At 65.9% G+C, this 26,197-nt stretch carries 31 protein-coding genes and 2 pseudogenes; 28 read left to right on the forward strand and 5 right to left on the reverse strand.

Annotation, left to right across the window (positions count from 1 at the left end):
• The first annotated feature begins 3 nt into the window (after positions 1-3).
• The 21 genes from AC0CMF_RS12685 (at position 4) to AC0CMF_RS12785 (ending at position 19,222) form a co-directional block, all read left to right on the forward strand.
• Positions 4-1,164, forward strand: a complete 1,161-nt coding sequence (locus AC0CMF_RS12685) for a replication initiator protein A (RefSeq protein ID WP_472481816.1) — start codon at positions 4-6, stop codon at positions 1,162-1,164.
• On the forward strand, positions 1,161-1,814 hold the full coding sequence (gene parA, locus AC0CMF_RS12690) for a ParA family partition ATPase (RefSeq protein ID WP_472481818.1): 654 nt from the start codon (positions 1,161-1,163) through the stop codon (positions 1,812-1,814). The genes AC0CMF_RS12685 and parA overlap by 4 nt, the downstream gene beginning before the upstream one ends.
• On the forward strand, positions 1,811-2,065 hold the full coding sequence (locus AC0CMF_RS12695; RefSeq protein WP_472481820.1) for a hypothetical protein: 255 nt from the start codon (positions 1,811-1,813) through the stop codon (positions 2,063-2,065). Before parA ends, AC0CMF_RS12695 begins: the two co-directional genes overlap by 4 nt.
• Complete coding sequence (locus AC0CMF_RS12700; RefSeq protein WP_472481822.1) at positions 2,062-2,580, forward strand: DUF2840 domain-containing protein; 519 nt, start codon at positions 2,062-2,064, stop codon at positions 2,578-2,580. The genes AC0CMF_RS12695 and AC0CMF_RS12700 overlap by 4 nt, the downstream gene beginning before the upstream one ends.
• The gene (locus tag AC0CMF_RS12705; protein WP_472481824.1) at positions 2,577-3,122 is read left to right on the forward strand and encodes a S26 family signal peptidase; all 546 of its coding nucleotides are present in this window, start codon (positions 2,577-2,579) and stop codon (positions 3,120-3,122) included. The genes AC0CMF_RS12700 and AC0CMF_RS12705 overlap by 4 nt, the downstream gene beginning before the upstream one ends.
• Positions 3,123-3,157: 35 nt before the next feature.
• Positions 3,158-3,493 carry a DUF736 domain-containing protein gene (locus tag AC0CMF_RS12710; protein WP_472481826.1) on the forward strand — a complete coding sequence of 112 codons (336 nt, stop codon included), beginning with the start codon at positions 3,158-3,160 and terminating at the stop codon, positions 3,491-3,493.
• Positions 3,494-3,498: 5 nt separating this feature from the next.
• The gene (locus AC0CMF_RS12715; protein WP_472481828.1) at positions 3,499-4,419 is read left to right on the forward strand and encodes a lytic transglycosylase domain-containing protein; all 921 of its coding nucleotides are present in this window, start codon (positions 3,499-3,501) and stop codon (positions 4,417-4,419) included.
• Between the two features lie 1,152 nt (positions 4,420-5,571).
• Positions 5,572-6,804 (forward strand): DUF3363 domain-containing protein, encoded by a 1,233-nt coding sequence (locus AC0CMF_RS12720; RefSeq protein WP_472482037.1) that lies wholly within the window; start codon positions 5,572-5,574, stop codon positions 6,802-6,804.
• Between the two features lie 232 nt (positions 6,805-7,036).
• Positions 7,037-9,022, forward strand: coding sequence for a conjugal transfer protein TraG (locus tag AC0CMF_RS12725; protein WP_472481829.1), 1,986 nt, complete (start codon positions 7,037-7,039; stop codon positions 9,020-9,022).
• A gap of 10 nt (positions 9,023-9,032) precedes the next feature.
• Entirely contained in the window at positions 9,033-9,494 is a 462-nt protein-coding gene (locus AC0CMF_RS12730; protein WP_472481831.1) for a ribbon-helix-helix domain-containing protein, read from the forward strand.
• Between the two features lie 146 nt (positions 9,495-9,640).
• Positions 9,641-10,621 carry a P-type conjugative transfer ATPase TrbB gene (gene trbB / locus AC0CMF_RS12735; protein ID WP_472481832.1) on the forward strand — a complete coding sequence of 327 codons (981 nt, stop codon included), beginning with the start codon at positions 9,641-9,643 and terminating at the stop codon, positions 10,619-10,621.
• Positions 10,618-10,950, forward strand: coding sequence for a TrbC/VirB2 family type IV secretion system protein (locus AC0CMF_RS12740; protein WP_472481833.1), 333 nt, complete (start codon positions 10,618-10,620; stop codon positions 10,948-10,950). Before trbB ends, AC0CMF_RS12740 begins: the two co-directional genes overlap by 4 nt.
• Positions 10,950-11,231 (forward strand): VirB3 family type IV secretion system protein, encoded by a 282-nt coding sequence (locus tag AC0CMF_RS12745; RefSeq protein WP_472481835.1) that lies wholly within the window; start codon positions 10,950-10,952, stop codon positions 11,229-11,231. The genes AC0CMF_RS12740 and AC0CMF_RS12745 overlap by 1 nt, the downstream gene beginning before the upstream one ends.
• 10 nt (positions 11,232-11,241) lie before the next feature.
• Complete coding sequence (gene trbE / locus AC0CMF_RS12750; protein ID WP_472481837.1) at positions 11,242-13,725, forward strand: conjugal transfer protein TrbE; 2,484 nt, start codon at positions 11,242-11,244, stop codon at positions 13,723-13,725.
• Entirely contained in the window at positions 13,722-14,501 is a 780-nt protein-coding gene (trbJ, locus tag AC0CMF_RS12755) for a P-type conjugative transfer protein TrbJ (protein ID WP_472481839.1), read from the forward strand. Before trbE ends, trbJ begins: the two co-directional genes overlap by 4 nt.
• 14 nt (positions 14,502-14,515) lie before the next feature.
• Positions 14,516-14,803 (forward strand): putative entry exclusion protein TrbK-alt, encoded by a 288-nt coding sequence (gene trbK-alt / locus AC0CMF_RS12760; protein WP_472481840.1) that lies wholly within the window; start codon positions 14,516-14,518, stop codon positions 14,801-14,803.
• 4 nt (positions 14,804-14,807) lie between these two features.
• Complete coding sequence (gene trbL / locus AC0CMF_RS12765; protein ID WP_472481841.1) at positions 14,808-16,181, forward strand: P-type conjugative transfer protein TrbL; 1,374 nt, start codon at positions 14,808-14,810, stop codon at positions 16,179-16,181.
• Positions 16,178-16,867, forward strand: coding sequence for a conjugal transfer protein TrbF (gene trbF, locus AC0CMF_RS12770; RefSeq protein ID WP_472481842.1), 690 nt, complete (start codon positions 16,178-16,180; stop codon positions 16,865-16,867). Before trbL ends, trbF begins: the two co-directional genes overlap by 4 nt.
• Positions 16,864-17,859 (forward strand): P-type conjugative transfer protein TrbG, encoded by a 996-nt coding sequence (gene trbG / locus AC0CMF_RS12775; RefSeq protein ID WP_472481844.1) that lies wholly within the window; start codon positions 16,864-16,866, stop codon positions 17,857-17,859. The genes trbF and trbG overlap by 4 nt, the downstream gene beginning before the upstream one ends.
• Positions 17,856-18,992, forward strand: coding sequence for a TraB/TrbI/VirB10 family type IV secretion system protein (locus tag AC0CMF_RS12780; RefSeq protein ID WP_472481845.1), 1,137 nt, complete (start codon positions 17,856-17,858; stop codon positions 18,990-18,992). The genes trbG and AC0CMF_RS12780 overlap by 4 nt, the downstream gene beginning before the upstream one ends.
• Positions 18,993-18,994: 2 nt before the next feature.
• Positions 18,995-19,222: a DUF2274 domain-containing protein gene (locus AC0CMF_RS12785; protein ID WP_472481846.1), complete on the forward strand. Its 228-nt coding sequence runs from the start codon at positions 18,995-18,997 to the stop codon at positions 19,220-19,222.
• A 42-nt stretch (positions 19,223-19,264) separates the two neighbouring features.
• Here AC0CMF_RS12785 and AC0CMF_RS12790 read toward each other — a convergent pair whose 3' ends face one another.
• From AC0CMF_RS12790 to AC0CMF_RS12805, 4 genes and pseudogenes are all read right to left on the reverse strand, one after another.
• A complete protein-coding gene (locus tag AC0CMF_RS12790; RefSeq protein ID WP_472481848.1) occupies positions 19,265-19,411 on the reverse strand; it encodes a hypothetical protein in 147 nt (48 codons plus the stop codon).
• Between the two features lie 8 nt (positions 19,412-19,419).
• On the reverse strand, positions 19,420-19,602 hold the full coding sequence (locus AC0CMF_RS12795; protein WP_472481849.1) for a hypothetical protein: 183 nt from the start codon (positions 19,600-19,602) through the stop codon (positions 19,420-19,422).
• Between the two features lie 73 nt (positions 19,603-19,675).
• A pseudogene (locus AC0CMF_RS12800) lies at positions 19,676-19,798 on the reverse strand (class I SAM-dependent methyltransferase); the annotation flags it as partial.
• A gap of 302 nt (positions 19,799-20,100) precedes the next feature.
• Positions 20,101-20,253 (reverse strand): hypothetical protein, encoded by a 153-nt coding sequence (locus AC0CMF_RS12805; RefSeq protein WP_472481851.1) that lies wholly within the window; start codon positions 20,251-20,253, stop codon positions 20,101-20,103.
• A 155-nt stretch (positions 20,254-20,408) separates the two neighbouring features.
• On the opposite strand from AC0CMF_RS12805, the gene AC0CMF_RS12810 reads away from it, so the two are divergent.
• Positions 20,409-21,125 (forward strand): cytochrome c oxidase assembly protein, encoded by a 717-nt coding sequence (locus tag AC0CMF_RS12810; protein WP_472481853.1) that lies wholly within the window; start codon positions 20,409-20,411, stop codon positions 21,123-21,125.
• On the forward strand, positions 21,125-21,622 hold the full coding sequence (locus tag AC0CMF_RS12815; protein ID WP_472481855.1) for a CopD family protein: 498 nt from the start codon (positions 21,125-21,127) through the stop codon (positions 21,620-21,622). Before AC0CMF_RS12810 ends, AC0CMF_RS12815 begins: the two co-directional genes overlap by 1 nt.
• Here the strand turns inward: AC0CMF_RS12815 and AC0CMF_RS12820 are convergent.
• Positions 21,600-22,100, reverse strand: a complete 501-nt coding sequence (locus tag AC0CMF_RS12820) for a DUF2231 domain-containing protein (RefSeq protein WP_472481857.1) — start codon at positions 22,098-22,100, stop codon at positions 21,600-21,602. The genes AC0CMF_RS12815 and AC0CMF_RS12820 overlap by 23 nt on opposite strands.
• A gap of 102 nt (positions 22,101-22,202) precedes the next feature.
• On the opposite strand from AC0CMF_RS12820, the gene coxB reads away from it, so the two are divergent.
• The 5 genes and pseudogenes from coxB to AC0CMF_RS12845 form a co-directional block, all read left to right on the forward strand.
• Complete coding sequence (gene coxB, locus AC0CMF_RS12825; protein WP_472481859.1) at positions 22,203-22,829, forward strand: cytochrome c oxidase subunit II; 627 nt, start codon at positions 22,203-22,205, stop codon at positions 22,827-22,829.
• On the forward strand, positions 22,826-25,345 hold the full coding sequence (ctaD, locus tag AC0CMF_RS12830; protein WP_472481861.1) for a cytochrome c oxidase subunit I: 2,520 nt from the start codon (positions 22,826-22,828) through the stop codon (positions 25,343-25,345). The genes coxB and ctaD overlap by 4 nt, the downstream gene beginning before the upstream one ends.
• Complete coding sequence (locus tag AC0CMF_RS12835) at positions 25,345-25,662, forward strand: hypothetical protein (RefSeq protein WP_472481863.1); 318 nt, start codon at positions 25,345-25,347, stop codon at positions 25,660-25,662. Before ctaD ends, AC0CMF_RS12835 begins: the two co-directional genes overlap by 1 nt.
• A 99-nt stretch (positions 25,663-25,761) precedes the next feature.
• Positions 25,762-26,004, forward strand: coding sequence for a DUF2274 domain-containing protein (locus AC0CMF_RS12840; protein WP_472481865.1), 243 nt, complete (start codon positions 25,762-25,764; stop codon positions 26,002-26,004).
• Positions 26,005-26,016: 12 nt separating this feature from the next.
• Positions 26,017-26,139, forward strand: a pseudogene (locus AC0CMF_RS12845) (DUF2274 domain-containing protein); the annotation flags it as partial.
• Between the last annotated feature and the right edge of the window lie 58 nt (positions 26,140-26,197).

Genomic DNA, 26,197 nt, shown 5'->3' on the forward strand with positions numbered 1-26,197 from the left:
CTCATGCCGATGCGCAAAAGCTCAACTTCGGAACGTGGGCAGCTCGATCTGTTCAGGGCGCTTCCGGGCGATTTCTCGCCTCGCGATGCGCAGGATCTCATGGCCTATCCCTTCTTCTCGCTCTCAAAATCTCACCGGACAGCCCCGATCGATTTTGTCGCCGGCGGCGTCGCGATCCGTGTCGAAGCCGTACCCGACCATGGCATGGCCACCATCTGGGACGCCGACATCCTGATCTGGGCGGCCAGCCAGATCGTCGAGGCCCGCGACGCAGGATTGCCAACATCGCGTCTGATGGCCGCCACGCCCTACGAAATACTCACTTTCATCTGGCGCGGTGTCGGCGCGCGCGACTATCAGCGTCTGAAAGCCGGGCTTGATCGGCTCCAATCGACAACGGTGTCGACCTCGATTCGGCAGGCGGTCGAGGGCCGCCGCCACCGTTTCTCTTGGATCAACGAATGGCGCGAATGCACCGACCATCGCGGCAGGTCGGCAGGCATTGAACTGATCGTGCCGGACTGGTTCTACAGCGCAGTCCTCGACGACGCGCTCGTTCTCACCATCGATCGGACCTATTTCAACCTGACGGGCGGCCTCGAGCGCTGGCTCTATCGTCTGGTACGAAAGCATGGTGGCAAGCAGCGGCGAGGCTGGCGTTTCGACCTGCGCCACCTCTACCTGAAGTCGGGAAGCCTCTCGCCCTTCAAGCGCTTTGCTTTCGAGTTGCGCGACATCATCCGTCGTCAGCCGCTTCCGGGATATTGGCTTTGCCTTGAGATCGAGGTTAGTGGCCGCACCCTGCTCGCGTTCGAGCCGTGGAAACCCTGTGGAAAAGCCGTGGATGGCGTCGTGCCATCAGGAACCCCGACCATTGTGCCATCGGGAACCGGGCGCACGTGCCATCGGGAACTCAAACAGGCCGTAACCGATGAAAAAGAAAAAAGAAATCGCTCCTTTAACTTAGAATCTAACCAAGAATCTAACATTGAAGAGCGCGCGCGCGATGTGGATAAAACGGAGCGCACATCTTCGAGCAACGCCGATAATCGCTCGTCGCACAATCGCCGCAGAGCATCTTTCCGGCCAGCCTCGACAGATACTTCCGGCTCCCCGATCGCCGTTCAACTCCCCTTCGATGATGAACCGGGAGGCAAGCCATGATCGTCGCGCTCCTCAACCAGAAGGGCGGCGTCGGCAAGACCACGCTGGCCTTGCATCTCGCCGGAGCCTGGGCGGCTGAAGGACGGCGCGTCATCCTGATCGACGCCGATCCGCAAGGCTCCGCGCTCGACTGGTCGCAGACACGCAGCCATGAGGGGCTGCCAAGGCTGTTCAGCACTATCGGCCTGGCCCGCGACACCTTGCACCGCGAAGCGCCGGAGCTGGCCCGCGACGCCGATCACGTCGTCATCGACGGGCCGCCGCGCGTCGCCGCTCTGATGCGCTCGGCTCTGCTTGCCGCCGACCTGGTGTTGATCCCGGTGCAGCCATCCCCCTTCGATGGTTGGGCCTCAGCCGAAATGCTGGCGCTTCTCCGGGAAGCGCGCATCTACCGGCCAGACCTCGCCGCCCGTTTCGTGCTCAACCGTTGCGGCGCCCGCACCGTCATCGCCCGCGAGACGGCCGAGACGCTTGCCGATCACGATCCGCCCTTGCTCACAGCCACCATCGGCCAGCGCGTCGTCTTCGCCGATGCCGCGCAGTCCGGCCGGCTCGCATCCGAGATCGACGCCTACAGTCGGGCCACGCACGAGATTACCGCGCTTGCCGCCGAGATCGACCGGCTGCGCGTCGGGAGGATCGCACCATGAACGGGCGCACCCGCAAACCCGGCTTCGCCTCCCGTCCGGGCAATCCCGATAGCTGGATCAAGGCTGCCGACACACCGCCGACCGGCAACGCCGCTGGCGAAGCGTTCACCGCCCGCCTGACGATCGACATCACGCCCGAGCTGCGCGGCCGCATCAAGGTCGCCGCCTTCCGGCGCGGCATCACCGTCACCGACATGCTGCGCGACCTGCTCGCCCGCGAGTTTTCCGCCTCCGAAGGAGATCCGAAATGACCGGCAACGCGGCCCGCCGCTTGCACGGCCGTCCGTTGCCGGACGGGCCTGCGCCCTTCACCACATTGGTCGAACTGACTTTCGACAAGCGCAAAGTCGAGCGCCGGATACGGTTCGGCCGCAAGAGCTACGAACAGATCATCGACCGTCGCCGTAGCCTTGTCGGCTTCGCGCCGGAAAGCGTCTTCGCCTTCGTCCGCTGGGCGGCGGGCGAGCACGGCACGGTGATTTCACGCATCGATATCGTGCGCGCCATTGGCCGCGGCGAGCCATTCCAAACGCTGCCCTTCGTTCGTCCCGGCGGCGACATCCTGTTGCGCCTGGATAGCTGGGTGAAGGTGCAGCGCGCGCTGGCCGCCATCGACGCGGTGGAAGCGCTCGGCCTCGATCCGGCCGACGCCGCGCCAGATCACTGGCGGCACGTCCACAACCGCCTGACCGCCGGTCTGGAGCCGCGCGACTACACGCCGGAACGACACGCCGCCTGGCTCCATCGCCGGAGGATCGAGCCATGACGCGGTTCGGCTACATCATGGTGACGTATTGCGCAGCGATGGGCGTTGCCGTCGCCGCGTTCATCCCGACGCCCACGAAACTGATCTGGAACGCCACGGCCAGCGCGCCCATCGGCTTCTACACCGTCGAACCCGCCGAGCGGATCGAAGTGCCCGAGCTGGTCGCAATCATGCCGCCCGAACCGCTCGCCGCCTTCATGGTCGAGCGCGGTTATGTCGGGCGTGGCGTGCCGCTTCTGAAGCGCGTCCTTGGCCTTCCTGGGCAGCGAGTTTGCCGCAGCGGACGCACGATCACCGTCGATGGCGTGGAGATGGGCGAAGTGCTGGACCGTGACCGGATCGGCCGCGATCTGCCGGTCTGGCAGGGCTGCCGCCTCATCGGCGACGGCGAAATCTTCCTCATGAATTGGGAGGTCCGTGACAGCCTCGATGGCCGTTACTTCGGACCCATCCCCGCAAGTTCCGTCATCGGCCGGGCGCTGCCGCTCTGGACCGATGAGGAAGGCGACGGCCGCTACGAATGGCGAGCACCGACGCATTGATCCCCCCTGAAACCTGCAACCATTGGAGACTTGTCATGCCACAGATCGGTCAATTCACCGCCGAAAACGAAAACTTCGTGGGCCGTGTTCATACGCTCACACTTTACCGCGAACTGACCATTGTTCCCGCCGAACCATCGGACGCGGAGAACGCGCCCGCCTATCGCGTCCTTCACGGGGCCGAAGATGGCCCCGAGGTCGGCGCGGGCTGGAAGGAGGTCGGCGAAAAAGCCGGCGATTACATTTCGCTGGTGATCGACGATCCCGCCTTGCCGCAACCGATCCGCGCCAACCTCTTCCAGAACAGCAACGACAAGACGGCGTGGTTACTGCACTGGAACCGCCCGAAGCCGCGCGGCGGGCGGGACTGAAAGCCATGTGCTATCGCGTCATCCCCGCGTTCAAAACCCTCATCCCGTTGTTCGCGGCAAGGCCGTCTCATCCTGTCGTCCCGCTCGGCCACCGGACGGCTGGCGCGCACAGCGAAGGTCAGGGGCGGCCTCTCGCCGGCGCTCGCGCCTTGCCCTTAACCGCAGCGAGCACGCTGGCAGGCTGGAGGTCGAACGGAGACAGGAAGATCGTGCGATATGCCGGTCTGCTGCTGGCTGGCGTGCTCGCGGTCGGAGCCTGTCCGGTCGCCGTATCGGCGCAGGCCGCACCCGTCGCGCGCGCGAATCCCTCCGATCCCTATGCCGGCTTCATCACCGAAGCCTCGCAACGTTTCGGTATTCCCGAACACTGGATTCGCGCAGTGCTGCGCGCCGAGAGCGCGGGCGACGTGCGCGCAATCTCATCGGCCGGAGCGATGGGATTGATGCAGGTCATGCCCGACACTTGGGCGGGCCTGCGCGTCAGCCATGGCCTCGGCCGCGATCCTTACGACCCACGCGACAACATCATGGCGGGTGCAGCTTATCTGCGCGAAATGTGGGACCGCTACGGCAACCTCGCCGCGATGCTCGCGGCCTACAATGCCGGTCCTGGCCGCTACGACGAACATCGCACGACAGGCCGTGCCTTGCCCGCCGAGACGCGCGCCTATGTCGCTGCGCTTGCGCCGGTTCTGGGCAGTTCGGCCGGGGGTGAAATACCCGCGCCAGCACCGCCGCCGCCGCCCGACTGGCGCGCGGCTCCGCTGTTCGTCACGCGCTCGACCGACATGCGGACTACCGCCGCGCCGTCATCCGAAGCGCAATCCGGTGACATCCGCGCGACCGTTCCGGTGCGCGATGCCGCCGATACGGAGCCGACCGGCAGCATTTTTGTGGCCCGCGCCGACGACGGGGGAGCGCCATGACAGGCGTGTTCCCGCGCTCGGCGCGATACGTTCCGGTGTCCAGTCATGCAGGGTTTCGCCTGGCTGGATTCCCGGCAGGAAGGGCGGAATGGGCAGTAAAGGCGGAGGGCAAGATAAAGGAAACCGGCACTACGTTGGCCCGATTTCTGAATTTGTTGTTGTCTGCACACTGGTTGGGGGAGCCGGGACTGGCACCATGGTTTTCGCCCCATGGTGCCGGAGATTCACGCAAAGCCTTGGCCTTGCGGGGTTTTGACCGGCACTACAGGCGCATTTTAGCCGATTTCCGGCGTTTTCGACATTTCAGGGCACAGCACGGCCATGAGCGCCGATGACGAGGACCGCTTCCGTCCGAAGCCCGGCCGCATTCGTTCCGACAACCCCAAGCTCGGCAAGGCGAAGAGTTTTCTAACGCAGGCGAAGAAGCTGGCTCGCCAGCACAGCAACAGCCCGCCCCGGTCATCCGCATCGTCAGCGCCGCCTTCCAGATCATCAGCCGCGACCAAGGGCAGCAAGGCATCGCGAACGAGCAGCGGGCCGGGCCTCAAGCGTGGACGCGGCGCGTCGTTCGTGCGTGCCCGCACCTTGTCGGGCGGCTGGAAGCACAGCACGCCGGGCATGCGCCGCGTCGTCGTCAAGGCCCGCTACGTCCAGCAGACGGGCAAGAACGGCAAGGCCGCCGCCCATCTGCGTTACATCCAGCGCGACGGAACATCACGCGACGGCGAACGCGGCCGACTCTATTCCGCCACCCACGATCGCGCCGACGGCGATGCATTCGTCGAGCGCGGCAAGGACGATCGCCACCAGTTCCGATTCATCGTCTCGCCGGAAGACGGCGCTGACCTGACCGACCTGACGGCGCACACCCGCGATCTCATGAGCCGGATCGAGGCCGACCTTGGCACCAAGCTCGATTGGGTGGCTGTCAATCACCACAACACCGGCCACCCCCATGTTCATGTCATAGTCCGGGGCAAGGATGACCTGGGTGAGAATCTGGTCATCAACGGCGACTATCTCGCCAACGGCATCCGCGAGCGAGCGAGTGAGTTGACCACGCTTGAGCTTGGTCCCGTCACCGAGATCGAGCAGACCCGCAAGCTGTCCGCCGAGGTGGACCAGGACCGCTTCACCCGCATTGACCGCGCCATGGCCGAGGAAGCCGATGAACGCTTCATCGACCTGCGCCATGAGCCGACCGACGCGCGGCGGCAGTTCAACCGGACGCTTCGCCTGCGACGTCTCGCCAAGCTGGAGCAGATGAGCCTCGCCACGCAGCACGCGCCGGGCGTTTGGGAGTTGAGCGAGCGGATGGAACCGACCTTGCGCGAGTTGGGCGAGCGCGGCGACATCATCCGCAACATGCACAAGGCGCTGAAGGCCGATGGGCTGGAGCGCGATCCGATGACCTTCCAGCTTCATGATGCCGCGCCCGAAACGCCCATCGTCGGCCGGGTCGTGGACAAATATCTCACCGACGAGATGGGCGAGAACCTGACCGTCGTGGTGGACGGCATCGACGGCCGGACACACCATGTTCCGGGCATCGACCCGGCCCGCGTCGAGGATGCCCGGATCGGCAGCGTTATCGAGATCGGCCAGGCCGACACCGCAAGCCGTCCGTCCGACCGCGCGATAGCGGCCATCGCCGAGGACGGCACCTATCGGCCGAGCCGCCATCTGGAACAGGCCAAGTTTGACGGCCGCGTTCCGGGTGGCGACTATGAGGGGTTCGTCGATGCTCATGTCCGGCGGCTAGAGGCGTTGCGCCGCGCCGGCATAGTCGAGCGGATCGACGCTGACCAATGGCGCATCCCCGAGGATTTCGAGAGTCGTGCCGCCACCTACGACGCCGGCCGCAACCGGCAGGCCAGTATCCGCGTCATCTCGACCTTCAATCTGGAAAGCCAGATCGGTTCTGACGGCGCGACCTGGCTCGACCGGAGGCTGGTGACGCCTGACGCATCGGATCTCGCTCCGGCCGGTTTCGGTCAGCAGGTGCGTGAGGCGATGGACAAGCGCCGCGAACATCATATCGAACAGGGCGACGCTACCCGAGCACGGGACGGCCGCATTTTCTACCGGCGCAGCCTTCTCGCCACCCTGCGCGAGCGCGAAGTTGCCCGCGTCGGCACGGAGCTGGCCGAGAGCAAGGCGCTTCCGTTCCGGGCGGCGGCGGATGGCGAGAAGATCAGCGGCAAGTTCACCGGAGCGGTGCATCTATCGAGTGGCAAGTTCGCCGTGGTCGAACAGAGCCACGAGTTCACCCTTGTCCCATGGCGGCCTGTTATCGACCGGCAGCTCGGCCGCGAGGTCGCGGGCATGGTGCAGGGCGGATCGGTATCGTGGCAGCTGGGGCGGCAGCGAGGAATGGGACTATGAGGAATTCCGCGCTCATGACGCCCTTCAATGTAATTCCAGAGGCAAATCGCTTTTACGTTCAGATCGAGTCGCGATCACTGATTTCACGAGAGTGCCGGAATAGTGCCGGCGCGACCCGTCCGATTTACCGCCGACAGTATCCGGTCGCCCTACGGCTGCATCTTTATTGTTGATCCCTGCGAATTTGGCCATTTTCTGATCGGCTCCACCTCTCTTGCCGATTGGAGCCTGTATGCGCGGAGGTCGAATACTCTGGGGGCAGATTGCCGTCGTCTTCGCCATTGTCATGGTGATGACATGGGCCGCGACGCAATGGGTCGCCTTCCGCCTCGGCTTCCAGCCCCAGCTTGGCAATCCGTGGTTCGAACTGGCGGGCTGGCCGGTCTATTATCCACCGGCCTTCTTCTGGTGGTGGTTCTCGTTCGACGCCTATGCGCCCGCGATCTTCGTCGAGGGCGCGATCATCGCGGCGTCCGGCGGTTTCATCGCCATCGCCGCCGCCATCCTCATGTCGATCATCCGCGCGCGGGAAGCCCGCAACGTCGCGACTTACGGTTCGGCGCGATGGGCCGAGGACACGGAAATCCGCGCCGCCGGGCTGCTCGGCCCCGATGGCGTGGTGCTCGGCAGGCACAAACGCGACTACCTGCGCCATGACGGTCCCGAGCATGTCTTATGTTTCGCCCCGACCCGCAGCGGCAAAGGCGTCGGCCTCGTCGTGCCGACGCTGCTGACATGGCCGGGAAGCTGCATCGTCCATGACATCAAGGGCGAGAACTGGACGCTGACAGCCGGCTTCCGGGCGAAGCACGGCCGCGTCCTACTGTTCGATCCGACCAACACCAGATCGTCGGCCTACAATCCGCTGCTGGAGGTGCGGCAGGGCGAATGGGAAGTCCGCGACGTGCAGAACATCGCGGATATTCTGGTCGATCCCGAAGGCAGCCTGGACAAGCGCAACCATTGGGAAAAGACTTCCCACAGCTTGCTTGTCGGCGCGATCCTGCATGTCCTCTATGCCGAGCCGGACAAGACGCTGGCCGGCGTCGCCAACTTCCTGTCCGATCCGCGCCGCCCTGTGGAAGCCACCTTGCGCGCCATGATGGACACGCCGCATCTCGGCGAGGCTGGCGTTCATCCCGTCATCGCCTCGTCGGCGCGCGAGTTGTTGAACAAGTCCGAGAACGAACGGTCGGGCGTGTTGAGCACCGCCATGTCTTTTCTCGGCCTATACCGCGATCCCGTGGTGGCGCGCGTCACGGCGCGCTGCGACTGGCGGATTGCCGATCTTGTCGGGAGCCGCCAGCCGGTCACGCTCTACCTCGTCGTGCCGCCGTCCGACATCAACCGCACCAAGCCGCTCATCCGGCTCATCTTGAACCAGATCGGCAGGCGGTTGACCGAGGAATTGAGCACGTCCGGCAAGCGCCATCGCCTGTTGTTGATGCTCGACGAGTTTCCCGCACTCGGCCGTCTCGACTTCTTCGAGAGCGCCTTGGCCTTCATGGCGGGCTACGGCCTCAAATCCTTTCTGATCGCGCAAAGCCTCAACCAGATCGAGCGCGCCTATGGGCAGAACAACGCGATCCTCGACAACTGCCATGTCCGCGTCGCCTTCGCCACGAACGACGAACGCACGGCCAAGAGGGTGAGCGATGCGCTCGGCACCGCGACCGAGTTGCGCGATTCCACCAACTATGCCGGGCACAGATTGGCCCCGTGGCTAGGGCATTTGATGGTCTCGCGGCAGGAGACCGCGCGGCCGTTGATGACGCCGGGCGAGATCATGCAGCTACCGCCCACCGATGAAATTGTCATGGTCGCCGGCACTCCGCCGATCCGGGCGAAGAAGGCCCGCTATTTCGAGGACGGGCGATTTCAGGAGCGCATCCTGCCGCCGCCAGAGCTGCCATCCGCTCCGGCAACGAGGCCGGCCACCGACGACTGGACGAGCCGCGTCATCGTAGCGGCGGACAGGCCAGTGACGAGTGTTGCCAGCGGCGCGGAGGGCGACCCCGACAATGCCGGCATCCGCCGCGAACCGGAATTGCCCGAGCATGAGGAAATCGTCCCGCCGCCGACACCGCCCGCCCAGGAGTTCGACATTCTGGACGACGAGCCGGACGTGAATGCCGCCAAGGCGCGCGCGCTACGCTCGCGGATGCGGATGATCGCCCGGCAGGCGTCGATGAATCCCGATGACGGCATCGAGCTTTGAGGGGGAGCCAATGACAGCCCGCACCCGCATGAATGTCTATTTCGACCCGGAACTGCTCAAACAGGTCGAGGCGCTGTCGCTGCGCCGGGGGGTGTCGAAGTCCGCCATCATCGAGGCGGCCGTCGCATCCTTCCTGTCGGGCGACACGTCGGACCGGCTGGAAGCGGCGATGTCGCGCCGCCTGGACAAGATCGGCCGACAGATCGGCACGCTGGACGAAGATCTCGCCGTGCTTGGCGAGACCATTTCCTTGTTCGTCCACTTCTGGCTGACGATGACCCCGCCGTTGCCAGACAGCGCCAAGCAGTCCGCACGGATCAAGGGGAATGAGCGTTTCGAAGGTTTCATGCAGAACCTCGGCCGCAGGCTGGCGACCGGAGACAGGTTCCTGAAAGAGCTATCGCGCGACATGGATTCGCTTCACGACAGTCCGCCGCAAGATCAGTCCGGCACGGATGGCGATCCAGCTTAGGTTTTCAATCCATCCTATTTACCGCCGATAGCCGCCGATGCCAGCACGGCCGTAAATACTTGTTGAACAGGCCCAATTTCGGCCTCTCTTAATCGACCCCGATCCGGGGATCGCCTGTCACGTCCCCGCCAGAAGCCGGGGCCGACATGACCGCCAACCATCACAGACCGGAAGCGATCCAACGCGGTGCGCGCATGCTGCGGACCGCGCTCGGGCCTTCCATTGCGCGGTTTCTGGAAGATCCGGCCGTGGTCGAGGTGATGTTGAACCCGGACGGGCGGTTGTGGATCGACCGTCTGTCCGAGGGGCTTGCCGATACGGGCGAGCGCCTGTCCGCCGCCGACGGCGAACGCATCGTGCGGCTGGTGGCGCATCATGTTGGCGTGGAGGTTCACGCCCGAAGCCCCCGCGTATCGGCCGAGCTGCCGGAGTCGGGCGAGCGGTTCGAGGGCCTGTTGCCGCCCGTTGTCGCCGCCCCGACCTTCGCCATTCGCAAGCCCGCCGTCGCGGTGTTCACGCTCGACGACTATGTGGCCGCCGACATCATGACCGCCGATCACGCGGCGATGCTGCGCTCGGCGGTCGCCTCTCGCGCCAATATCTTGGTCTCGGGCGGCACGTCCACCGGCAAAACCACGCTGACCAACGCGTTGCTCGCCGAGGTGGCGAAGACTTCGGATCGCGTCGTCATCATCGAGGACACGCGCGAGCTGCAATGCGCCGCGCCCAACCTTGTCGCCATGCGGACGAAGGATGGCGTCGCCACCCTTTCCGATCTGGTCCGTTCCTCGCTGCGCCTGCGTCCTGACCGCATCCCCATCGGCGAGGTGCGCGGATCGGAAGCCCTCGACCTGCTCAAAGCATGGGGCACCGGCCATCCGGGCGGGATCGGCACCATCCATGCCGGCACCGGCATCGGCGCGCTGCGTCGGCTCGAACAGCTCATTCAAGAGGCTGTCGTCACCGTCCCCCGCGCGCTGATCGCCGAGACCATCGACATCGTGGCCGTCCTCGCCGGGCGCGGTTCCGCGCGCCGGCTGGCCGAACTCGCCCGCGTCGAAGGGCTGGGGTCGGACGGCGACTACCGCATCACCCCCGCAACCACGAACACAGGAGAACCTTCATGATCCGCACCCTTTCGCGCGGCTATCGCCGCATGGCCACCGCCGCATCCACCCTTGTCATCAGCCTCATGCTCGCCCCGGCCGCCCATGCGTCCGGTTCGTCGATGCCATGGGAGCAGCCGCTCCAGCAAATCCTTCAGTCCATCGAAGGGCCGGTGGCGAAAATCATCGCCGTCATCATCATTATCGTGACCGGCCTGACCCTCGCGTTCGGCGACACCAGCGGGGGTTTTCGCAGGCTGATCCAGATCGTGTTCGGCCTGTCGATAGCCTTCGCGGCGTCGAGCTTCTTCCTGTCGTTCTTCTCGTTCGGCGGCGGGGCGCTCGTCTGATGGCGGCCGTCCTCGAACAGCTCGACGCGGTGCCAGGATTTTCGATCCCGGTCCACCGGGCGCTGACCGAGCATATCCTGCTCGGCGGCGCTCCGCGCGCCATCGCCATCATGAACGGCACGCTGGCCGGGGCCGTGGGCCTCGGCCTGCGCCTTTGGCTGGTCGGCCTCGCCATCTGGGCCATCGGCCACTTCGCGGCCGTATGGGCGGCGAAGCGCGATCCGCTCTTTGTCGAGGTCGGGCGCAGGCATCTGCGCATCCCCGGTCATCTGGCGTTGTGAGGGCGCGGCCATGATGAACCTTGCCGAATACCGCCGCACCGCCACCCGTCTCGCCGACTATCTGCCCTGGGCGGCCCTGGTCGGCACGGGAGTCGTGCTCAACAAGGACGGCTCGTTCCAGCGCACCGCGAAGTTTCGCGGTCCCGATCTGGACTCCGCCGTCGCCGCCGAGCTGGTTGCCGTCGCCGGCCGCATCAACAACGCCGTTCGCCGTCTCGGCTCCGGCTGGAGCATCTTCGTCGAGGCGCAGCGCAGGGAGGCCGCGACCTATCCCGACAGCACCTTTCCCGACGCCGCGTCCGCGTTGGTCGATGCCGAGCGGAAAGCCGGTTTCGAGGAAGCCGGCACGCATTTCGTGTCGGGCTACTTCCTGACCTTCCTCTGGCTGCCGCCGGCCGAGGAAGCCGCCCGCACTGAGGCGTGGCTCTATGAGGGCCGCGAGCAATCCGGCGTGGACCCGTGGGAGCTGCTGCGCGGCTTCATCGACCGCACCGACCGCGTGCTGGGGCTGCTCGACGGCTTCATGCCGGAATGCCGCTGGCTCGATGACGGCGAGACGTTGACCTACCTTCATTCGACCATCTCGACCAACCGGCATCGCGTGCGCGTGCCCGAGGTGCCGATGCACCTCGACGCGCTGCTGGCCGACCAGCCGTTGACCGGCGGACTGGAGCCGCGCCTTGGCGGCGCGCATCTGCGCGTCCTGACCATCGTGGGATTCCCCACCGCGACCACGCCCGGCCTGCTGGACGAGATGAACCGCCTGCCGTTCCCGTATCGCTGGAGCACCCGCGCCATCCTGCTCGACAAGACCGATGCGACCCGGCTGCTGACCCGCATCCGCCGCCAGTGGTTCGCCAAGCGCAAGAGCGTCGCCGCGATTCTGAAAGAGGTGATGACCAACGAGGCGTCCGCGCTTGTGGACACCGACGCCGCCAACAAGGCGCTCGACGCCGACATGGCGTTGCAGGAACTCGGCGCGGACATGGCGGGCATGGCCTACGTCACGGCGACCGTCACCGTTTGGGATGCCGACCCGCGCCTTGCCGACGAGAAGCTGCGCCTGGTGGAGAAGATCGTTCAGGGCCGCGACTTCACCGTCATGGCCGAGAGCGTCAACGCGGTTGACGCATGGCTCGGCAGCCTGCCCGGACACGCCTACGCGAATGTCCGTCAGCCGCCCATCAGCACTTTGAATCTTGCCCACATGATCCCGCTCTCGGCGGTGTGGGCGGGGCCGGAACGGGACGAGCATTTCGGCGACGCTCCATTGCTCTACGCCAGGACCGAAGGCTCAACCCCGTTCCGGTTTTCTTTGCATGTCGGCGACGTGGGGCACACCCTCGTCGTCGGCCCGACCGGCGCAGGCAAGTCCGTGCTGCTGGCGCTCATGGCGCTCCAGTTCCGCCGCTACGCCGATGCCCAGGTCTTCGCGTTCGATTTCGGCGGCAGCATCCGCGCCGCCGCGCTCGCCATGGCCGGCGACTGGCACGACCTCGGCGGCGGACTGACCGAAGGTTCGGATGCTTCCGTCTCGCTCCAGCCGCTCGCCCGCATCCATGACACCTATGAACGCGCCTGGGCCGGCGACTGGATCGCCGCCATCCTCATGCGCGAAGGCGTCGCCATCACGCCGGAGGTGAAGGAACACATCTGGACGGCGCTGACATCGCTGGCGTCCGCGCCGGTCGAGGAACGCACCGTCACCGGCTTGAGCGTGCTGCTCCAGTCGAACGACTTGAAGCAGGCATTGCGCCCGTTCTGCGTCGGCGGTCCCTATGGCCGATTGCTCGACGCCGAGAGCGAGCACCTGGGCAATTCGGATGTGCAGGCGTTCGAGATCGAAGGGCTGGTCGGGACCGGCGCGGCTCCGGCCGTGCTCGCCTATCTGTTCCATCGCATCGGCGACCGGCTCGACGGCCGCCCGACGCTGCTCATTATCGACGAGGGCTGGCTTGCGCTGGACGACGAGGGGTTCGCCGGCCAGCTCCGCGAATGGTTGAAAACGCTGCGCAAGAAGAACGCCAGCGTCGTCTTCGCCACGCAAAGCCTGTCCGACATCGACGGCAGCAACATTGCGCCCGCGATTATCGAGAGCTGCCCGACGCGGCTCTTGCTGCCGAACGAGCGCGCAATCGAACCGCAGATCACGGCGATCTATCACCGCTTCGGCCTCAATGACCGCCAGATAGAAATCCTCGCAAGGGCCATGCCTAAGCGGGATTACTACTGCCAGTCGCGGCGCGGCAACCGGCTGTTCGAGCTGGGCCTGTCCGAAGTCGGCCTCGCACTCTGCGCCGCGTCCGCCAAATCCGATCAGACCGACATCGAGCGCATCCATGCCGAGCATGGAAGCGATGGCTTCCTTGTCGCCTGGCTGCGCGAGCGCGGTGTCGATTGGGCCGCCGACCTGATCCCCAACCTCACCAATCTCGCAGACCGGCCGGAATCCGCCGCGCCGAATACCCACCCAACAAAGGAGATTCTTCCATGACCTATTCCAAGATCGTCGGGGCCTCGGCCCTCGCGCTGGCGCTCGCCGTGCCCGTCGCGCTGTCGCCCATGCTGGCAAGCCCGGCCCACGCCCAGCTCTTTGGTTTCGGCCGCATCGTCTATGACCCGAGCAACTATGCGCAGAACGTGCTCACGGCCGCGCGCACGCTGGAGCAGATCAACAACCAGATTCAGAGCCTCCAGAACGAGGCGCAGATGCTCATCAATCAGGCCCGCAATCTGGCGAGCTTACCCTATAGCTCGCTCCAGCAGCTTCAGCAGAACGTCCAGCGCACGCAACAGCTTCTCGGCCAGGCGCAGAACATTGCCTTCGAGGTCGGGCAGATCGACCAGGCGTTCCAGCAGCAATACGGCAACGTCTCGCTTTCGGCCACCGAACAGCAGCTCGTCGCCGATGCGCGCTCGCGCTGGGAGAACACGGTCGGCGGCTTGCAGGACGCCATGCGCGTTCAGGCGGGAGCGGTCGGCAATATCGACGGCAACCGTGCCGAGATGGCCGCCCTTGTCGGCCAGAGCCAAGGCGCGACCGGCGCGCTGCAAGCCACGCAGGCCGGCAACCAGCTTCTCGCGCTCCAGTCGCAGCAGCTTTCCGACCTGATCGCGGTCATCTCGGCGAACGGCCGGGCCGACGCGCTGACCGAGGCCGAGCGCGCGACCGCCGCCGAACAGGGCCGCATCCAGCGCGAGCGGTTCCTGACGCCCGGCACCGGCTATCAGCCGGGCAACGCGCAGATGTTCAACAACGGCAACAACTGACCGGGAGGCTCGCCATGGACGGCAAGATGCTGGCGCGGCTCGGTGCCGTGGTGTTCATCGCCATCGCCGTCACGGCGACCGCAATCGACATGGCGCGGAAGGACGAACCTTCCGCGCCCCGTCCCACGCCGGCCCTCCAGCCGCCGGCCGACCCGCTGCGCGAAGGCCAGCGCCGTTGCCAGCAACTCGGCGAAGCCGCCGCGAGCGATGCCGAATGCCTGCGCGTCTGGGCCGAGACCCGCGACCGTTTCCTCGGCCGCACGCCTGCGCCCGTCACGCCGCAATCCAGCGAAGGGCGATAGGCACATGGGCAACACGGGTGTCATCGACAATTTTCTCGGGGTCTTCACCTCATACATCGACAGCGGTTTCGGCCTGCTCGGCGGCGAGGTGGCGTTCATCGCCACGACGCTGATCGTTATCGACGTGACGCTCGCCGCGCTCTTTTGGGCCTGGGGGGCGGATGACGACATCATCGCCCGGCTGGTGAAGAAGACCCTGTTCGTGGGCGTCTTCGCCTACATCATTTCCAACTGGAACAACCTCGCGCGGATTGTCTTCGAGAGCTTCGCCGGCCTCGGCCTCATGGCCTCGGGCACCGGCTTTTCGGCTGCCGACCTGATGCGGCCCGGCCGCGTCGCACAGACCGGCCTCGACGCCGGCCGTCCGCTTCTCGACTCCATTTCCGACCTGATGGGCTGGATCGCCTTCTTCGAGAACTTCATCCAGATCGCGTGCCTGCTATTCGCCTGGGCGCTGGTGGTGATGGCCTTCTTCATCCTCGCGATCCAGCTTTTCGTGACGCTGATCGAGTTCAAGCTGACCACGCTCGCCGGCTTCGTGCTGATCCCCTTCGGCCTGTTCGGCAAGACCGCCTTCATGGCCGAGAAGGTGCTTGGCAACGTAGTGTCCTCCGGCATCAAGGTCTTGGTGCTCGCCGTCATCATCGGCATCGGCTCGACCCTGTTCAGCCAGTTCACGGCCGGTTTCGGCGGTCAGACCCCGACCATCGACGAGGCCATGGCCATCGTGCTGGCCGCGCTGTCGCTGCTCGGCCTCGGCATCTTCGGCCCCGGCATCGCCAACGGGATCGTCTCGGGCGGCCCGCAGCTCGGCGCGGGCGCGGCCGTTGGCACGGGCCTCGCTGCCGGCGGCATGGTGCTTGCGGGCGGGGCGGCGGCAGGCGGCACGGCCATGCTCGGCGCTCGGGGTGGCGCTACCGCGCTTTCCGGCGGAGCCGCGGCCGTCCGCGGAGGCGCGGCGGCCGCGGGAGCGGCGACCGCAGCCTATAGCGTCGGCTCGCTCGGCCATACCGGGGCCGCAAGCGTCGCTTCCGGCCTCGGCGGTGTCGCCCGTGCGGCAGGCTCCGCCGCCATCTCGCCCCTCAAACGCGCCTCCGCGAGTGCCAGCGAGTCCGTCAAATCCAGCTTTACCGAAGGCGCACGCGCAGGTTTCGGCGCGACGGGTGGCACGTCCTCCATGGGCACGGTCGGCGGCGCGAGCGCCGACCCTGCCGCCGCGCCTTCCGGCCCGGCCGGCAGTCCTCCGGCCTGGGCGCAGCGGATGCAGCGCCGGCAGGCCATGAACCACGGCACCACCATGGCCGCCCATGCGGTTCGCTCCGGCGACAGCCATGGCGGCGGTTCTTCCATCAACCTTTCCGAAAGTGACCGCTCATGAGCATCTTCAAACGACCCGCAACCCACTATGGCAAATCGCCGGAACCCGAGACGCCCTACCAGAAGGCCGCGCAGGCGTGGGACGAGCGCATCGGCTCGGCCCGCGTGCAGGCGAGAAACTGGCGCTACATGGCGTTCGGCTCGCTGATACTGTCGGCTGGCTTCGCCGCCGCCCTTGTCTGGCAGTCGGCGCGCGGGACCGTGGTGCCTTGGGTGGTGCAGGTCGATAATCTCGGCCAAGCGCAGACCGTAGCGCCGGCCGTCGCCGATTACCGGCCGACCGATCCACAGATCGCATGGCATCTTGGCCGCTTCATCGAGCAGGTCCGCGCGATCCCGGCCGACGCCATCATTGTCCGCCAGAACTGGCTTCGCGCCTATGAGTTCACCACGGACAGGGGCGCGGCAGCCTTGAACGACTATGCGCGGGCCAACGATCCGTTCACCCGCGTCGGCCAGAGCCAGGTTGCCGTCGAGGTGTCGAGCGTCATCCGGGCATCCCCGACCAGCTTCCGCGTTGCCTGGACCGAAAGCCACTACGAGAACGGCCAGCTCTCTACGACCGAACGCTGGACCGCGATCCTGACCATCGTGATCCAGCCGCCGCGTAACGCCGAACGCCTGCGCGCCAATCCGCTTGGCATCTACGTCAACGCAATTTCCTGGTCGCGGGAGATGAACCAATGAGGACGATCACCCACGCCCCCGCGATTGCGGCCGTGTTGCTTTCGGCCACCATGCTGGCCGGCTGCGCCACCAACCGCACGCAGCAATGGAGCTATGACGCCGAGGTGCCGCCGCTGCCCGTGGTGCAGGCGACCACGACCGACGACACGCCCCGGCCGCTGCATGTCCCGCCTGCCTGGACCGTCGCGCGAGGCGGCGAGGCAGCCGGAACCCCGACCGGCCGCGTCGAGAACGCCAACGCCGCAGCCCGCGTCGAGCCGCGCCGAGAAGGCTACCACAACGCCATCCAGATATATCCGTGGTCGGAAGGCGCGCTCTATCAGGTCTATGCGGCGGTCGGGCAGATCACCACCATCGCGCTGGAGCCGGGCGAGAGCCTGACCGGAGCGGGGCCGATTGCGGCGGGCGACACCGCGCGCTGGATCATCGGCGACACGGAAAGCGGTTCAGGAGCGAGCCGGCGCGTGCATGTGCTGGTGAAGCCAACGCGGCCGGACATCTCGACCAATCTTGTCATCACCACCGACCGCCGCATTTACATGATCGAGCTGCGCGCTCGCGACGCGCTCTACATGCCCGCCGTCGCCTGGGCGTATCCCGCTCCGCCGCCCGGCCAGCGCCAGACCGTTCCGGCTGCGCCCGTTATCCCGGCCGAGGCCGCGCGGAACTATCGCTACGGCCTGACCGGCGACAGTCCGCCATGGCGGCCTTTCTCCGTCTTCGACGATGGCCGCCGCGTATATGTCGTGTTCCCGGCCGGGATCGTGCAGGGCGAGATGCCGCCGATCTTCGTGCTCGGCTCCGATGGCGAACCGCAGATCGTCAACAGCCGCGTCCACCAGAACATCCTGATCGTGGACCGCCTGTTCGGAGCGGCCGAGCTGCGCCTTGGCGGCGGCGACCGCCAACAGGTCGTCAGGATCATCCGCATCAACCCGACGCAGGCCGCCGCCGCGCAGCCCGCCAGCGCGAGCGGAGATTCGCCGTCATGACAGACAACACCATCACCGATACCGCCGCGCCCATGCGGTTGCGCGCCGAACCGCCCCGTGTCACCCGCCTGTCCCGCAAGATGCTGGCGGGGGTCGGCGCTGTCGCCTTGCTCGGCATCGGCGGGGCGCTGATCTACGCGCTCCAGACCCGCGATGCAGGACCGGGCGGCGACGAACTCTATTCGACGGAGAACCGTCCCACGGCGGACGGTCTCTCCGGCCTGCCGCGTGACTACACCGGCCCGGTCTTGGGGCCGGCATTGCCGGGCGATCTCGGCCGCCCGATCCTCGACGCGCAGAACCGGGGGCAGCCAGTCGTGCCGCCCGTCATGGCGACGCCTGCCGTCGATCCCGAGGAAGAACGCCGCCGCGCCGAGGAAGAAGCCGCGCGAGTGAGCAATGTGTTCTTCCAGACAGGTTCGCGCGTCGGGGCAACGCCTGGCATGACGATGTCCGGCCTTGCCGGTCTCGATCTTGGAGGACAGCCCACCTCGCAGGATCGGCACACGGCGTTTCTCAATGCGCAAGTGGACCGGCAGACCGTTGCCCCTGATCGCGTCACGCCGCCCGCTTCGCCCTACATCCTTCAGGCCGGGGCCGTGATCCCGGCGGCGCTCATCACCGGCATCCGTTCCGACCTTCCCGGCCAGATCACTGCACAGGTGACAGAGAACGTCTATGACAGCCCGACCGGCTCCCTCCTGCTTATCCCGCAGGGCACGCGCATCATCGGCCAATACGATGATGGCGTGACCTTCGGCCAGCGCCGTGTGTTGCTGGTGTGGAACCGCCTGATCCTGCCGGGCGGCCGTTCCATCGTGCTGGAGCGTTTGCCGGGCGCGGACGCCAGTGGCTATGCCGGGCTGGAAGATCGCGTTGATTACCATTGGTGGGATCTGATGAAGGCCGCCGGCCTCTCGACCTTGCTTGCAGCCGGCACAGAGCTGGCGACCAGCGACGAGGACCGGCTGATCCGCGCCATCCGCGACGGGGCGCAGGACACCATCAATCAGGCCGGCCAGCAGATCGTCCAGCGCCAGTTGCAGGTTGCACCCACGCTCACCATCCGGCCCGGTTTCCCGGTCAGGGTCATCGTGACCCGCGACCTTGTGTTCGAGCCGACAGGAGGTTGAACATGACCAAGCTGAAACTCGGCCCGCTCCCCGACGACAAGCCCATCAAAGTGACGGTGGAGCTGCCCGCGCCGCTTCACCGCGATCTGGTCGCCTATGCTGAAGTGCTGGCCCGCGAGAGCGGCCAGCCCGCCGCCGATCCCGTCAGGCTGATCGTGCCCATGCTGGAGCGCTTCATCGCCACGGATCGCGGTTTCGCAAAGGCGAAGCGGGAGCCAGGAAGATCGTGACAAGTCGACGCGAGTTTCATCACTCGACGTAGCGTTTTGCGATCATCGTCTCGGCACGTAAAAGCGTGTTGGCATCGCGAACGGCATCGAGGGGCCGAGAACGCAGAACCGCATCCAGCTCAGCCGGTCCCGAACCAGATAGTCGGTCTGCTGCAAGGAAAGGCCGTGCAGCGCCTGAAGCACCAGCATCCTGAACTTCAGCACCACGTCAAAGCCGGGGCGGACGCCCTTTGAGGTGCCGCTGCGGTGGATTCATTCTCCAGCAACAGCCGGAACATCTCGAAATCCACCGTCGCCGAGAGCTTCTCAAGCGGATCGCCTTCCGCCGAGAGCTCCTTCAGCCGATCCTCAACGTTCCAAAACCCACGCTGACCCTGCATCCCGACATCCCCGCCGATTCAATGCCGGAACGAAATCAGAAATCAGACCGCTTGAACAGTTTCCGGAGGTCTACAGCTCGGGTAGCATCGCCCGTATTGCTGGCCATTCGTGGGCACCGTCAAGCCCTTGCACCTGACGGGGCAACTGGCTGTAGCCCGCGAAGAAAAAGGGATCAGAATAGATATTCTGTGCCATGTTCAACTCAGTGCGCAACGCCGCTCTCGTGTTGGAAAGTAATTCAACCTGTCACGAAAATCTCGCCACCTGCGACACCTCTTGCGACGAACTTATGTGACGTAGCGCATTTCGGATTTTCCGCGATAGACGGCCGTGCCGGCGCTCGACAAGGAGCCCCATCCGGACGGCTACCGTCCGATCGGCGTCTTCCCGCCTGCGAGCACGACGCTTTCGACAACATCGAACCAAGAAGGATAGTCTGAATGGATGGTGTCGAGCAGGTTAGGATCGCGGTCGATCTGCGCTAGAGCGTCGGACTTTCAAGTTGATGCATACCCTGCGGCTTTGAAGTAGTTCTGGCATTCTGTTGGCGAGTATAAGTTGCAGATGTCGCCGATGGCTTGCCAGATCTGGTCAGCATCCACAAAACACGCAACGCGCTCGCGAAGATCGAGAGAATAGGCTTTCAGCATCGCAAATCACCTCCTCAGCAAAGTGAATCACGAGCGACGATCAAACGGATTCCAAAGCGATTCAACTTGAGCGTCCGATGCTCTTGTGCCAAATGTGGCAAAATCAGTTTACCGTGCCTTTTCGCGCGCGGCGCGCGGAAAGGCGGAGGGAATGCATGGACGAAGCCTATTGCGGCCCGGCCCCGACCCCGGCCTCGCTGGTCTGGGCCTGGAACCTGGATGTTTACGCCGTCGCCCTGTGCCTGCTGCTTGGAGGCCTGCATGTGGCGCGCGAGCGGCAGGGGCGAGGCTTCCTTGCGGGCGGCATCGGCGTTCTCCTCATCCTGTTTATCTCGCCGCTCTGCGCGCTGACGGTGGCGCTGTTTTCCGCCCGTGTCGCCCATCATGTGCTGCTGGTGGCCGTCGCCGCCCCGCTGCTCGCGCTCGCCTTTCCTTCCCGTTCAGGGCGCGACCTTCCTCTGACCTGGCCCGTCGCGCTTCATGCCGTCGTGCTGTGGTTCTGGCACGTTCCCGACGTCTATGCGGCGGCGATCCATGATCCCGCGCCCTACTGGGCGATGCAGATCAGCCTGCTCGGCACCGCCTTCCTGTTATGGCGGCGCGTGCTTGCCGCGCGGCAGGCCGGCGCGGCTCTGCTTGCACTTCTGGCGACGGTGATCCAGATGGGCATGCTAGGCGCGCTGCTCACCTTCGCGCAACAACCGCTCTACCGTCCGCATTTTATGACCACAGGCCCGTTCGGCCTGTCGCCGCTGGAGGACCAGCAACTTGCCGGGCTGATCATGTGGGTGCCGGCGGCTCTGCCCTGGCTGGTTGCTGCGTTGCTCGTGTTCGCCGGACGGCTCGGGCCCACGGCGCGGACCGCGCGCTGATGCTGTGGATGAAGATGGTGCATCTGGCGATGATCGCCGTCTGGAGCGCAGGGCTGATCTGCCTGCCCGGCCTCTATGTTCGGCGCGCGCATTTGCCGGACAAGCAATCGATCCACCGGCTTCAGGCGATCGTACGCTTTCATTATGTCGGTGTGCTTTCGCCCGCCGCCTTTATCGCAATCGCCAGTGGCACGGCCTTGATATTCATGCGCCAGACCTTCGAGCCGTGGTTCTCGCTCAAGCTCGTCCTCGTCGGCGCGATGACGACCATCCACATCGTGACAGGACTGGTCATCATCCGCCTGTTCGACAGGGGCAACGTGTATCCTGTCTGGCGCTTCGTGGCTGTAACCGCGACGACCGTTTCCATCGTCATGGCGATCCTCGTCGTCGTCCTCGCCAAGCCGGACCTGCCCTACCCGTTGCCCGAAGCGATGTCGGAGCCCGGCGCGCTTCGAGGCGTCGTCGAGCGCCTCAATCCTTTTCAGAGATCATGAGGCCGATGCCGTGATCGAAGACGAGCTTGCCGCCATACCAGCCCGCCAGCCCGACGAAGATGCTCGCCAGCAGCGACAGCAGCAGCCCATGCGGCAGCACGGCCGTCTCGTCCGCCAATCGCAGGCCCCAGTTCGCGCCGGCGATCGCAATCAGCGTCATCGCGGCGACGGCATGGGTCCAGCTCGACACGCGGATGCGGATGCCCGGAACCAGAAGCAGCTCCGCCGTGCCGACGAGGCCCGCGCCGACGCCAGCTGCGAAGGCGAAGCCGGCCGTCCACAGCCCGGCGCGCAGGAAGAACGGGTCCGCCGTCCACCAGTAGATCAGGTCGCAGCCCAGCGTGGCGATGACCAGCACGATCGGGAAATGCACGCTCATGGCATGCAGGGGATGGCCCGCGACCGCGACGGCGGACGCGACCGACTCGTCCGCCACCTGCTTGATCACCGGGCTGGTGCGGTCGCGCGTTTCGTTCATCAGCTTTCTCCTTCGATGCCGGCAAGCGCCGGAGCAGCGGGGTGGTTCCGCCGCCTGTGCGTTTTCTTCGGTCTTTTCCTTCTTGCCGCATGCGCGGGGCCGTTGTCGACCCTCCAGCCCGAAGGTCAGTCCGCGCGAGGAGCCGCCACGCTGTGGTGGATCATGCTCGCGGCAAGCGCGGCGATCTTCCTCGTCGTCTCGGCCCTGCTGGCGCTCGCGCTTCTCAGGCCCGCGCCGCTGCGCGCCTTCGGCGCGGAACGCACGATGCTGTGGGGCGGGCTGATCGTGCCGCTGGTGATCCTGACGGCGCTGGTCGCGGCCGCCTTCGCGCTCGGGGAACGCCTGCTGGCGATCCCGCGCGAGCCCGCGCCGCTGCGCATCGAGGTCGTCGCACGCCAATGGGCATGGGAGTTCCACTATCCCGGCGGATTTTCGACCGCGGACAGGCTGCACATGCCCGCAGGCCGCGACGTCGATTTCGTCGTCACCAGCGAGGACGTCATCCATTCCTTCTGGATTCCGCGCCTCGGCGGCAAGATCGACGCCATACCCGGCCACGAGAACGTGGTGCGGCTGCGCGCCGACAGGCCGGGCGTCTATGGCGGGGTCTGCGCCGAGTTCTGCGGCGACGGCCACGGCGTGATGAGTTTCACCGTCGAGGCGCATGCCGACGAGGATTTTGAGGCGTTGCTGGCCGAATTGGCGGAAAACGGGGAGGGGAGCGAATGAGCACCGAGCCGCCCCGTCCAAACCCGATCCGGCTGCACAGGGAACTGGCGGCGATCTGGGACACGCCGCTTGGCTGGGGCCGGCTTTCGGCCGTCAACCACACGGTGCTCGGCAAGCGCTTCATCCTTGCCGCTTTCGTCTTCTTCACGATCGGCGGCCTGCTCGCCATGCTGATCCGCGTCCAGCTCGCCACCTCCTCCACCGCTTTCGTCGGGCCGGATGTCTACGCGCAGATCTTCACCATGCACGGCACGGTGATGATGTTCCTGTTCGCGATCCCGATGTTCGAGGGCTTCGCGATCTATCTCCTGCCCAAGCTGCTTGGCACGCGCGACCTCGCCTTTCCGCGCCTGTCGGCCTACGGCTTCTGGTGCTACGTCTTCGGCGGCTCGATCCTGATCGCAGCGATGCTGGCGGGCGTCGCCCCCGACAGCGGCTGGTTCATGTACACGCCGCTGTCGTCCTCCACCTACACGCCCGGCATCAACGCCGATGTCTGGCTGCTGGGCATCACCTTCGTGGAAATCTCGGCTCTGTCGGCCGCCATCGAGATCATCGTCTCGATCCTCAAGGTGCGCGCGCCGGGCATGAGGCTCGAGCGCATGCCGATCATGGTGTGGTATCTGCTCATCACCGCCTTCATGATGCTGCTCGGCTTTCCGCCGCTAATCCTCGGTTCCATCCTCCTGGAGTTGGAGCGCGCCTTCGACCTGCCCTTCTTCGATCCGACGCGTGGCGGCGATTCCCTGCTGTGGCAGCATCTGTTCTGGCTGTTCGGCCACCCGGAGGTCTACATCATCTTCCTGCCGGCGGCGGGCGCGGTGTCGATGATGATCCCTACCTTCGCCCGCCACGAGCTGGTCGGCTACCGCTCCATCGTCGTCGCCGTCGTCGCCGTCGCCTTCCTGTCCTTCGGCCTGTGGGTGCACCACATGTTCGCGGTTGGAATCCCGCATCTCGCGCTCGCCTTCTTCTCGGCAGCCTCGGGGCTGGTGGCGATCCCCACGGCGGTGCAGATATTCGCCTGGATCGCGACGCTGGCGCAGGGCAGGCCGCGCCTTTCCGTGCCGATGCTCTATCTCTTCGGCTTCTTCTTCATCTTCGTCATCGGCGGGCTGACCGGCGTGATGCTCGCCATGGTGCCGTTCAACTGGCAGGCGCACGACACCCATTTCATCGTCGCCCATCTGCATTACGTGCTGGTCGGCGGCTTCGTCTTCCCGATGCTGGCGGCCACCTATTACTGGCTGCCGCATTTCACCGGCCGCGTCTCCGACCACCGGCTGTCAGTGCCGGCCTTCTGGCTGATCTTCATCGGCTTCAACCTCACCTTCTTCCTGATGCACCTGACCGGGCTGCTCGGCATGCCGCGCCGGGTGGACGTCTATCCCGTGGAAGCAGGCTGGGACTGGCTCAACCTGATCTCCTCTGTCGGCGGCTTCGTGATGACAGCGGGCTTCGCGCTGTTCGTGGTCGATCTCGTGGTGCAGGTGCGCTTCGGCACAGCCTTCCGGCGCAACCCGTGGGACGCGAGGACGCCGGAATGGGCCATGCCCACGCCGCCGCCTTCCTACGCCTTCGCCTCGCTGCCGCTGATCGAGGATCGCGCCGACCGGGTCGATCCCGGCAGGCTCGGCGCGGAGCTTGCCGGCGGCGGGGGCTACCTCGCCTTCACCCGCAATGGCTGGATGGAGACGCTCGGCGTCGACATGACGACGGGAAAGCCGGACCAGGTGATCGTCCTGCCGAAGCAGACCTACAAGCCGCTGTGGAGCGGGCTTGCCACCGGCGGTTTCGTGCTCTGCCTGCTGTTCAAGTTCTATTGGCTTTCGCTGGTGCTTCTGGCTCTGACGGTGGCCTCGCTGCTCGCCTGGACGAAGGGCATGGGCGCGCGCGAGGATATGGGCGAGTTGCACGTCGGCCATGGCGAGACCCTGCCGCCACATTGGGAAACCGAGCGGCCGCCTTCATGGTGGGCGATGGTCTTCACCATCGCCGCCGACGCAACGCTGTTCGCCTCGCTGCTGTTCGGCGCGCTGTTCCTGTGGCTGGTGGCGCCCGGCTGGCCGCCGCCGTCGACCGCCGGCCCCGACGCCACGCTCGCGATCCTGTGCGCGCTGGTTCTGCTCGCCTCGGCGTTCTCCGGGCGCAAGGCAGTGGCAGTGCTACAAGGTGGCGCGTTGCCCGCCGGATGGCTAGCCGCCAGCGCCGCCGCGCAGGCCGCCGCCGTGCTCGTCTTCGGGCTGATGGCGGCGGGCGTGCCGGAGCCGACCGCGCACGCCCATAACGCCACCGTCTTCGTGATCCTGATCTATGGCGGCATCCGCGCGGGGATCGGCGTCATCTTCGCCGGATACGGGTTGTGGCGCAGCCATGCCGGCTATCTCTCCGCGCGGCGCAGCCTCGACCTGCGGATCGGCTCCCTCTGGCACGACTACGCGGCCATCAGCGGCTTCGTGGTGCTGGCTGCAACCGCGCTGACCGCCTTCCTCGCAGGCAGCGTGGAGGCAGGGTGATGAACGGGCGCGCGCTGCTCATGCTGGGGGCCGGCTTCACCGTCTGGGCGTCGGCCTTCGTGATGCTCTATGCGATGCTGTCTGTCGGCTGCCGTTTCGGCTGGGACGGGATCGAGCTTTTCGCCGGGCTTTCGCTCCAGCGCGCGCAGCTCGTCGCGATCCTGCTCGTGCATCTCGCGGCGGGCGCGGCCCTTGCCGTCATGCTGCGCGAGGGCGCATCCTTCCTGGCGCGGGCGGCCTATCTCGCCGCGCTTGCCGCCGTCGCCTCGACCATGCTTTCCTTCGCGGCGGTGTTCGCGCTGTCGCCATGCGTGTGAAGAAGATGGAAGCTGAAGCAGGACAGAAGCAAGGGCGGCCGCGCGTCGTCATCGTCGGCATCGGCAGCACCTTGTTCGCGCAGTTTGCCCAAGGTGGGTATGGCACGGATGACAATCGCGTTGTCAGAACCGCTTAAAGAGGAACTCGATCTCTATGCAGCCGAGCACAGCCGTCTCTATGAGCCCGTGGAAACCGCCGCATTGATCCCGCATATGTTGGAAGCGTTGCTCCGCTCCGATCGCGGCTTGCGCCGCCGGAAGGCAAAGGCGGGAGGCGCGCGTCAACGTGGCGCTACCACTCTTGCCGGTAATCCAACAAGAAGCGGTGAGACACCTTCATAGAGTCTGGATATTGCCCAGGTACTGGCCCAGGAGTCCGGCCAGCCCGTCCATGATCCAGCCAAGCTCATCGCGCCGATGATCCAGAGGATTATGGCGACCGGTAGGAGCTTTGTGAAGCCGCAGCGACGTGAGTAAGTGGCAGCGTCCTGGGATGCAGTCGCTTCCCCGCCAACGAGACGGGCAAGCGCCTATG

The sequence above is a fragment of the Pannonibacter sp. CBAS1226 genome (genome assembly GCF_055685825.1).

Coding starts and splice junctions, on each gene's coding strand:
- AC0CMF_RS12685 (WP_472481816.1), top strand. CDS start 4: ATGCCGATGCGCAAAAGCTCAACTTCGGAACGTGGGCAGCTCGATCTG.
- parA (WP_472481818.1), top strand. CDS start 1,161: ATGATCGTCGCGCTCCTCAACCAGAAGGGCGGCGTCGGCAAGACCACG.
- AC0CMF_RS12695 (WP_472481820.1), top strand. CDS start 1,811: ATGAACGGGCGCACCCGCAAACCCGGCTTCGCCTCCCGTCCGGGCAAT.
- AC0CMF_RS12700 (WP_472481822.1), top strand. CDS start 2,062: ATGACCGGCAACGCGGCCCGCCGCTTGCACGGCCGTCCGTTGCCGGAC.
- AC0CMF_RS12705 (WP_472481824.1), top strand. CDS start 2,577: ATGACGCGGTTCGGCTACATCATGGTGACGTATTGCGCAGCGATGGGC.
- AC0CMF_RS12710 (WP_472481826.1), top strand. CDS start 3,158: ATGCCACAGATCGGTCAATTCACCGCCGAAAACGAAAACTTCGTGGGC.
- AC0CMF_RS12715 (WP_472481828.1), top strand. CDS start 3,499: ATGTGCTATCGCGTCATCCCCGCGTTCAAAACCCTCATCCCGTTGTTC.
- AC0CMF_RS12720 (WP_472482037.1), top strand. CDS start 5,572: ATGGCCGAGGAAGCCGATGAACGCTTCATCGACCTGCGCCATGAGCCG.
- AC0CMF_RS12725 (WP_472481829.1), top strand. CDS start 7,037: ATGCGCGGAGGTCGAATACTCTGGGGGCAGATTGCCGTCGTCTTCGCC.
- AC0CMF_RS12730 (WP_472481831.1), top strand. CDS start 9,033: ATGACAGCCCGCACCCGCATGAATGTCTATTTCGACCCGGAACTGCTC.
- trbB (WP_472481832.1), top strand. CDS start 9,641: ATGACCGCCAACCATCACAGACCGGAAGCGATCCAACGCGGTGCGCGC.
- AC0CMF_RS12740 (WP_472481833.1), top strand. CDS start 10,618: ATGATCCGCACCCTTTCGCGCGGCTATCGCCGCATGGCCACCGCCGCA.
- AC0CMF_RS12745 (WP_472481835.1), top strand. CDS start 10,950: ATGGCGGCCGTCCTCGAACAGCTCGACGCGGTGCCAGGATTTTCGATC.
- trbE (WP_472481837.1), top strand. CDS start 11,242: ATGATGAACCTTGCCGAATACCGCCGCACCGCCACCCGTCTCGCCGAC.
- trbJ (WP_472481839.1), top strand. CDS start 13,722: ATGACCTATTCCAAGATCGTCGGGGCCTCGGCCCTCGCGCTGGCGCTC.
- trbK-alt (WP_472481840.1), top strand. CDS start 14,516: ATGGACGGCAAGATGCTGGCGCGGCTCGGTGCCGTGGTGTTCATCGCC.
- trbL (WP_472481841.1), top strand. CDS start 14,808: ATGGGCAACACGGGTGTCATCGACAATTTTCTCGGGGTCTTCACCTCA.
- trbF (WP_472481842.1), top strand. CDS start 16,178: ATGAGCATCTTCAAACGACCCGCAACCCACTATGGCAAATCGCCGGAA.
- trbG (WP_472481844.1), top strand. CDS start 16,864: ATGAGGACGATCACCCACGCCCCCGCGATTGCGGCCGTGTTGCTTTCG.
- AC0CMF_RS12780 (WP_472481845.1), top strand. CDS start 17,856: ATGACAGACAACACCATCACCGATACCGCCGCGCCCATGCGGTTGCGC.
- AC0CMF_RS12785 (WP_472481846.1), top strand. CDS start 18,995: ATGACCAAGCTGAAACTCGGCCCGCTCCCCGACGACAAGCCCATCAAA.
- AC0CMF_RS12790 (WP_472481848.1), bottom strand. CDS start 19,411: ATGCTGGTGCTTCAGGCGCTGCACGGCCTTTCCTTGCAGCAGACCGAC.
- AC0CMF_RS12795 (WP_472481849.1), bottom strand. CDS start 19,602: ATGCAGGGTCAGCGTGGGTTTTGGAACGTTGAGGATCGGCTGAAGGAG.
- AC0CMF_RS12805 (WP_472481851.1), bottom strand. CDS start 20,253: ATGCTGAAAGCCTATTCTCTCGATCTTCGCGAGCGCGTTGCGTGTTTT.
- AC0CMF_RS12810 (WP_472481853.1), top strand. CDS start 20,409: ATGGACGAAGCCTATTGCGGCCCGGCCCCGACCCCGGCCTCGCTGGTC.
- AC0CMF_RS12815 (WP_472481855.1), top strand. CDS start 21,125: ATGCTGTGGATGAAGATGGTGCATCTGGCGATGATCGCCGTCTGGAGC.
- AC0CMF_RS12820 (WP_472481857.1), bottom strand. CDS start 22,100: ATGAACGAAACGCGCGACCGCACCAGCCCGGTGATCAAGCAGGTGGCG.
- ctaD (WP_472481861.1), top strand. CDS start 22,826: ATGAGCACCGAGCCGCCCCGTCCAAACCCGATCCGGCTGCACAGGGAA.
- AC0CMF_RS12835 (WP_472481863.1), top strand. CDS start 25,345: ATGAACGGGCGCGCGCTGCTCATGCTGGGGGCCGGCTTCACCGTCTGG.
- AC0CMF_RS12840 (WP_472481865.1), top strand. CDS start 25,762: ATGGCACGGATGACAATCGCGTTGTCAGAACCGCTTAAAGAGGAACTC.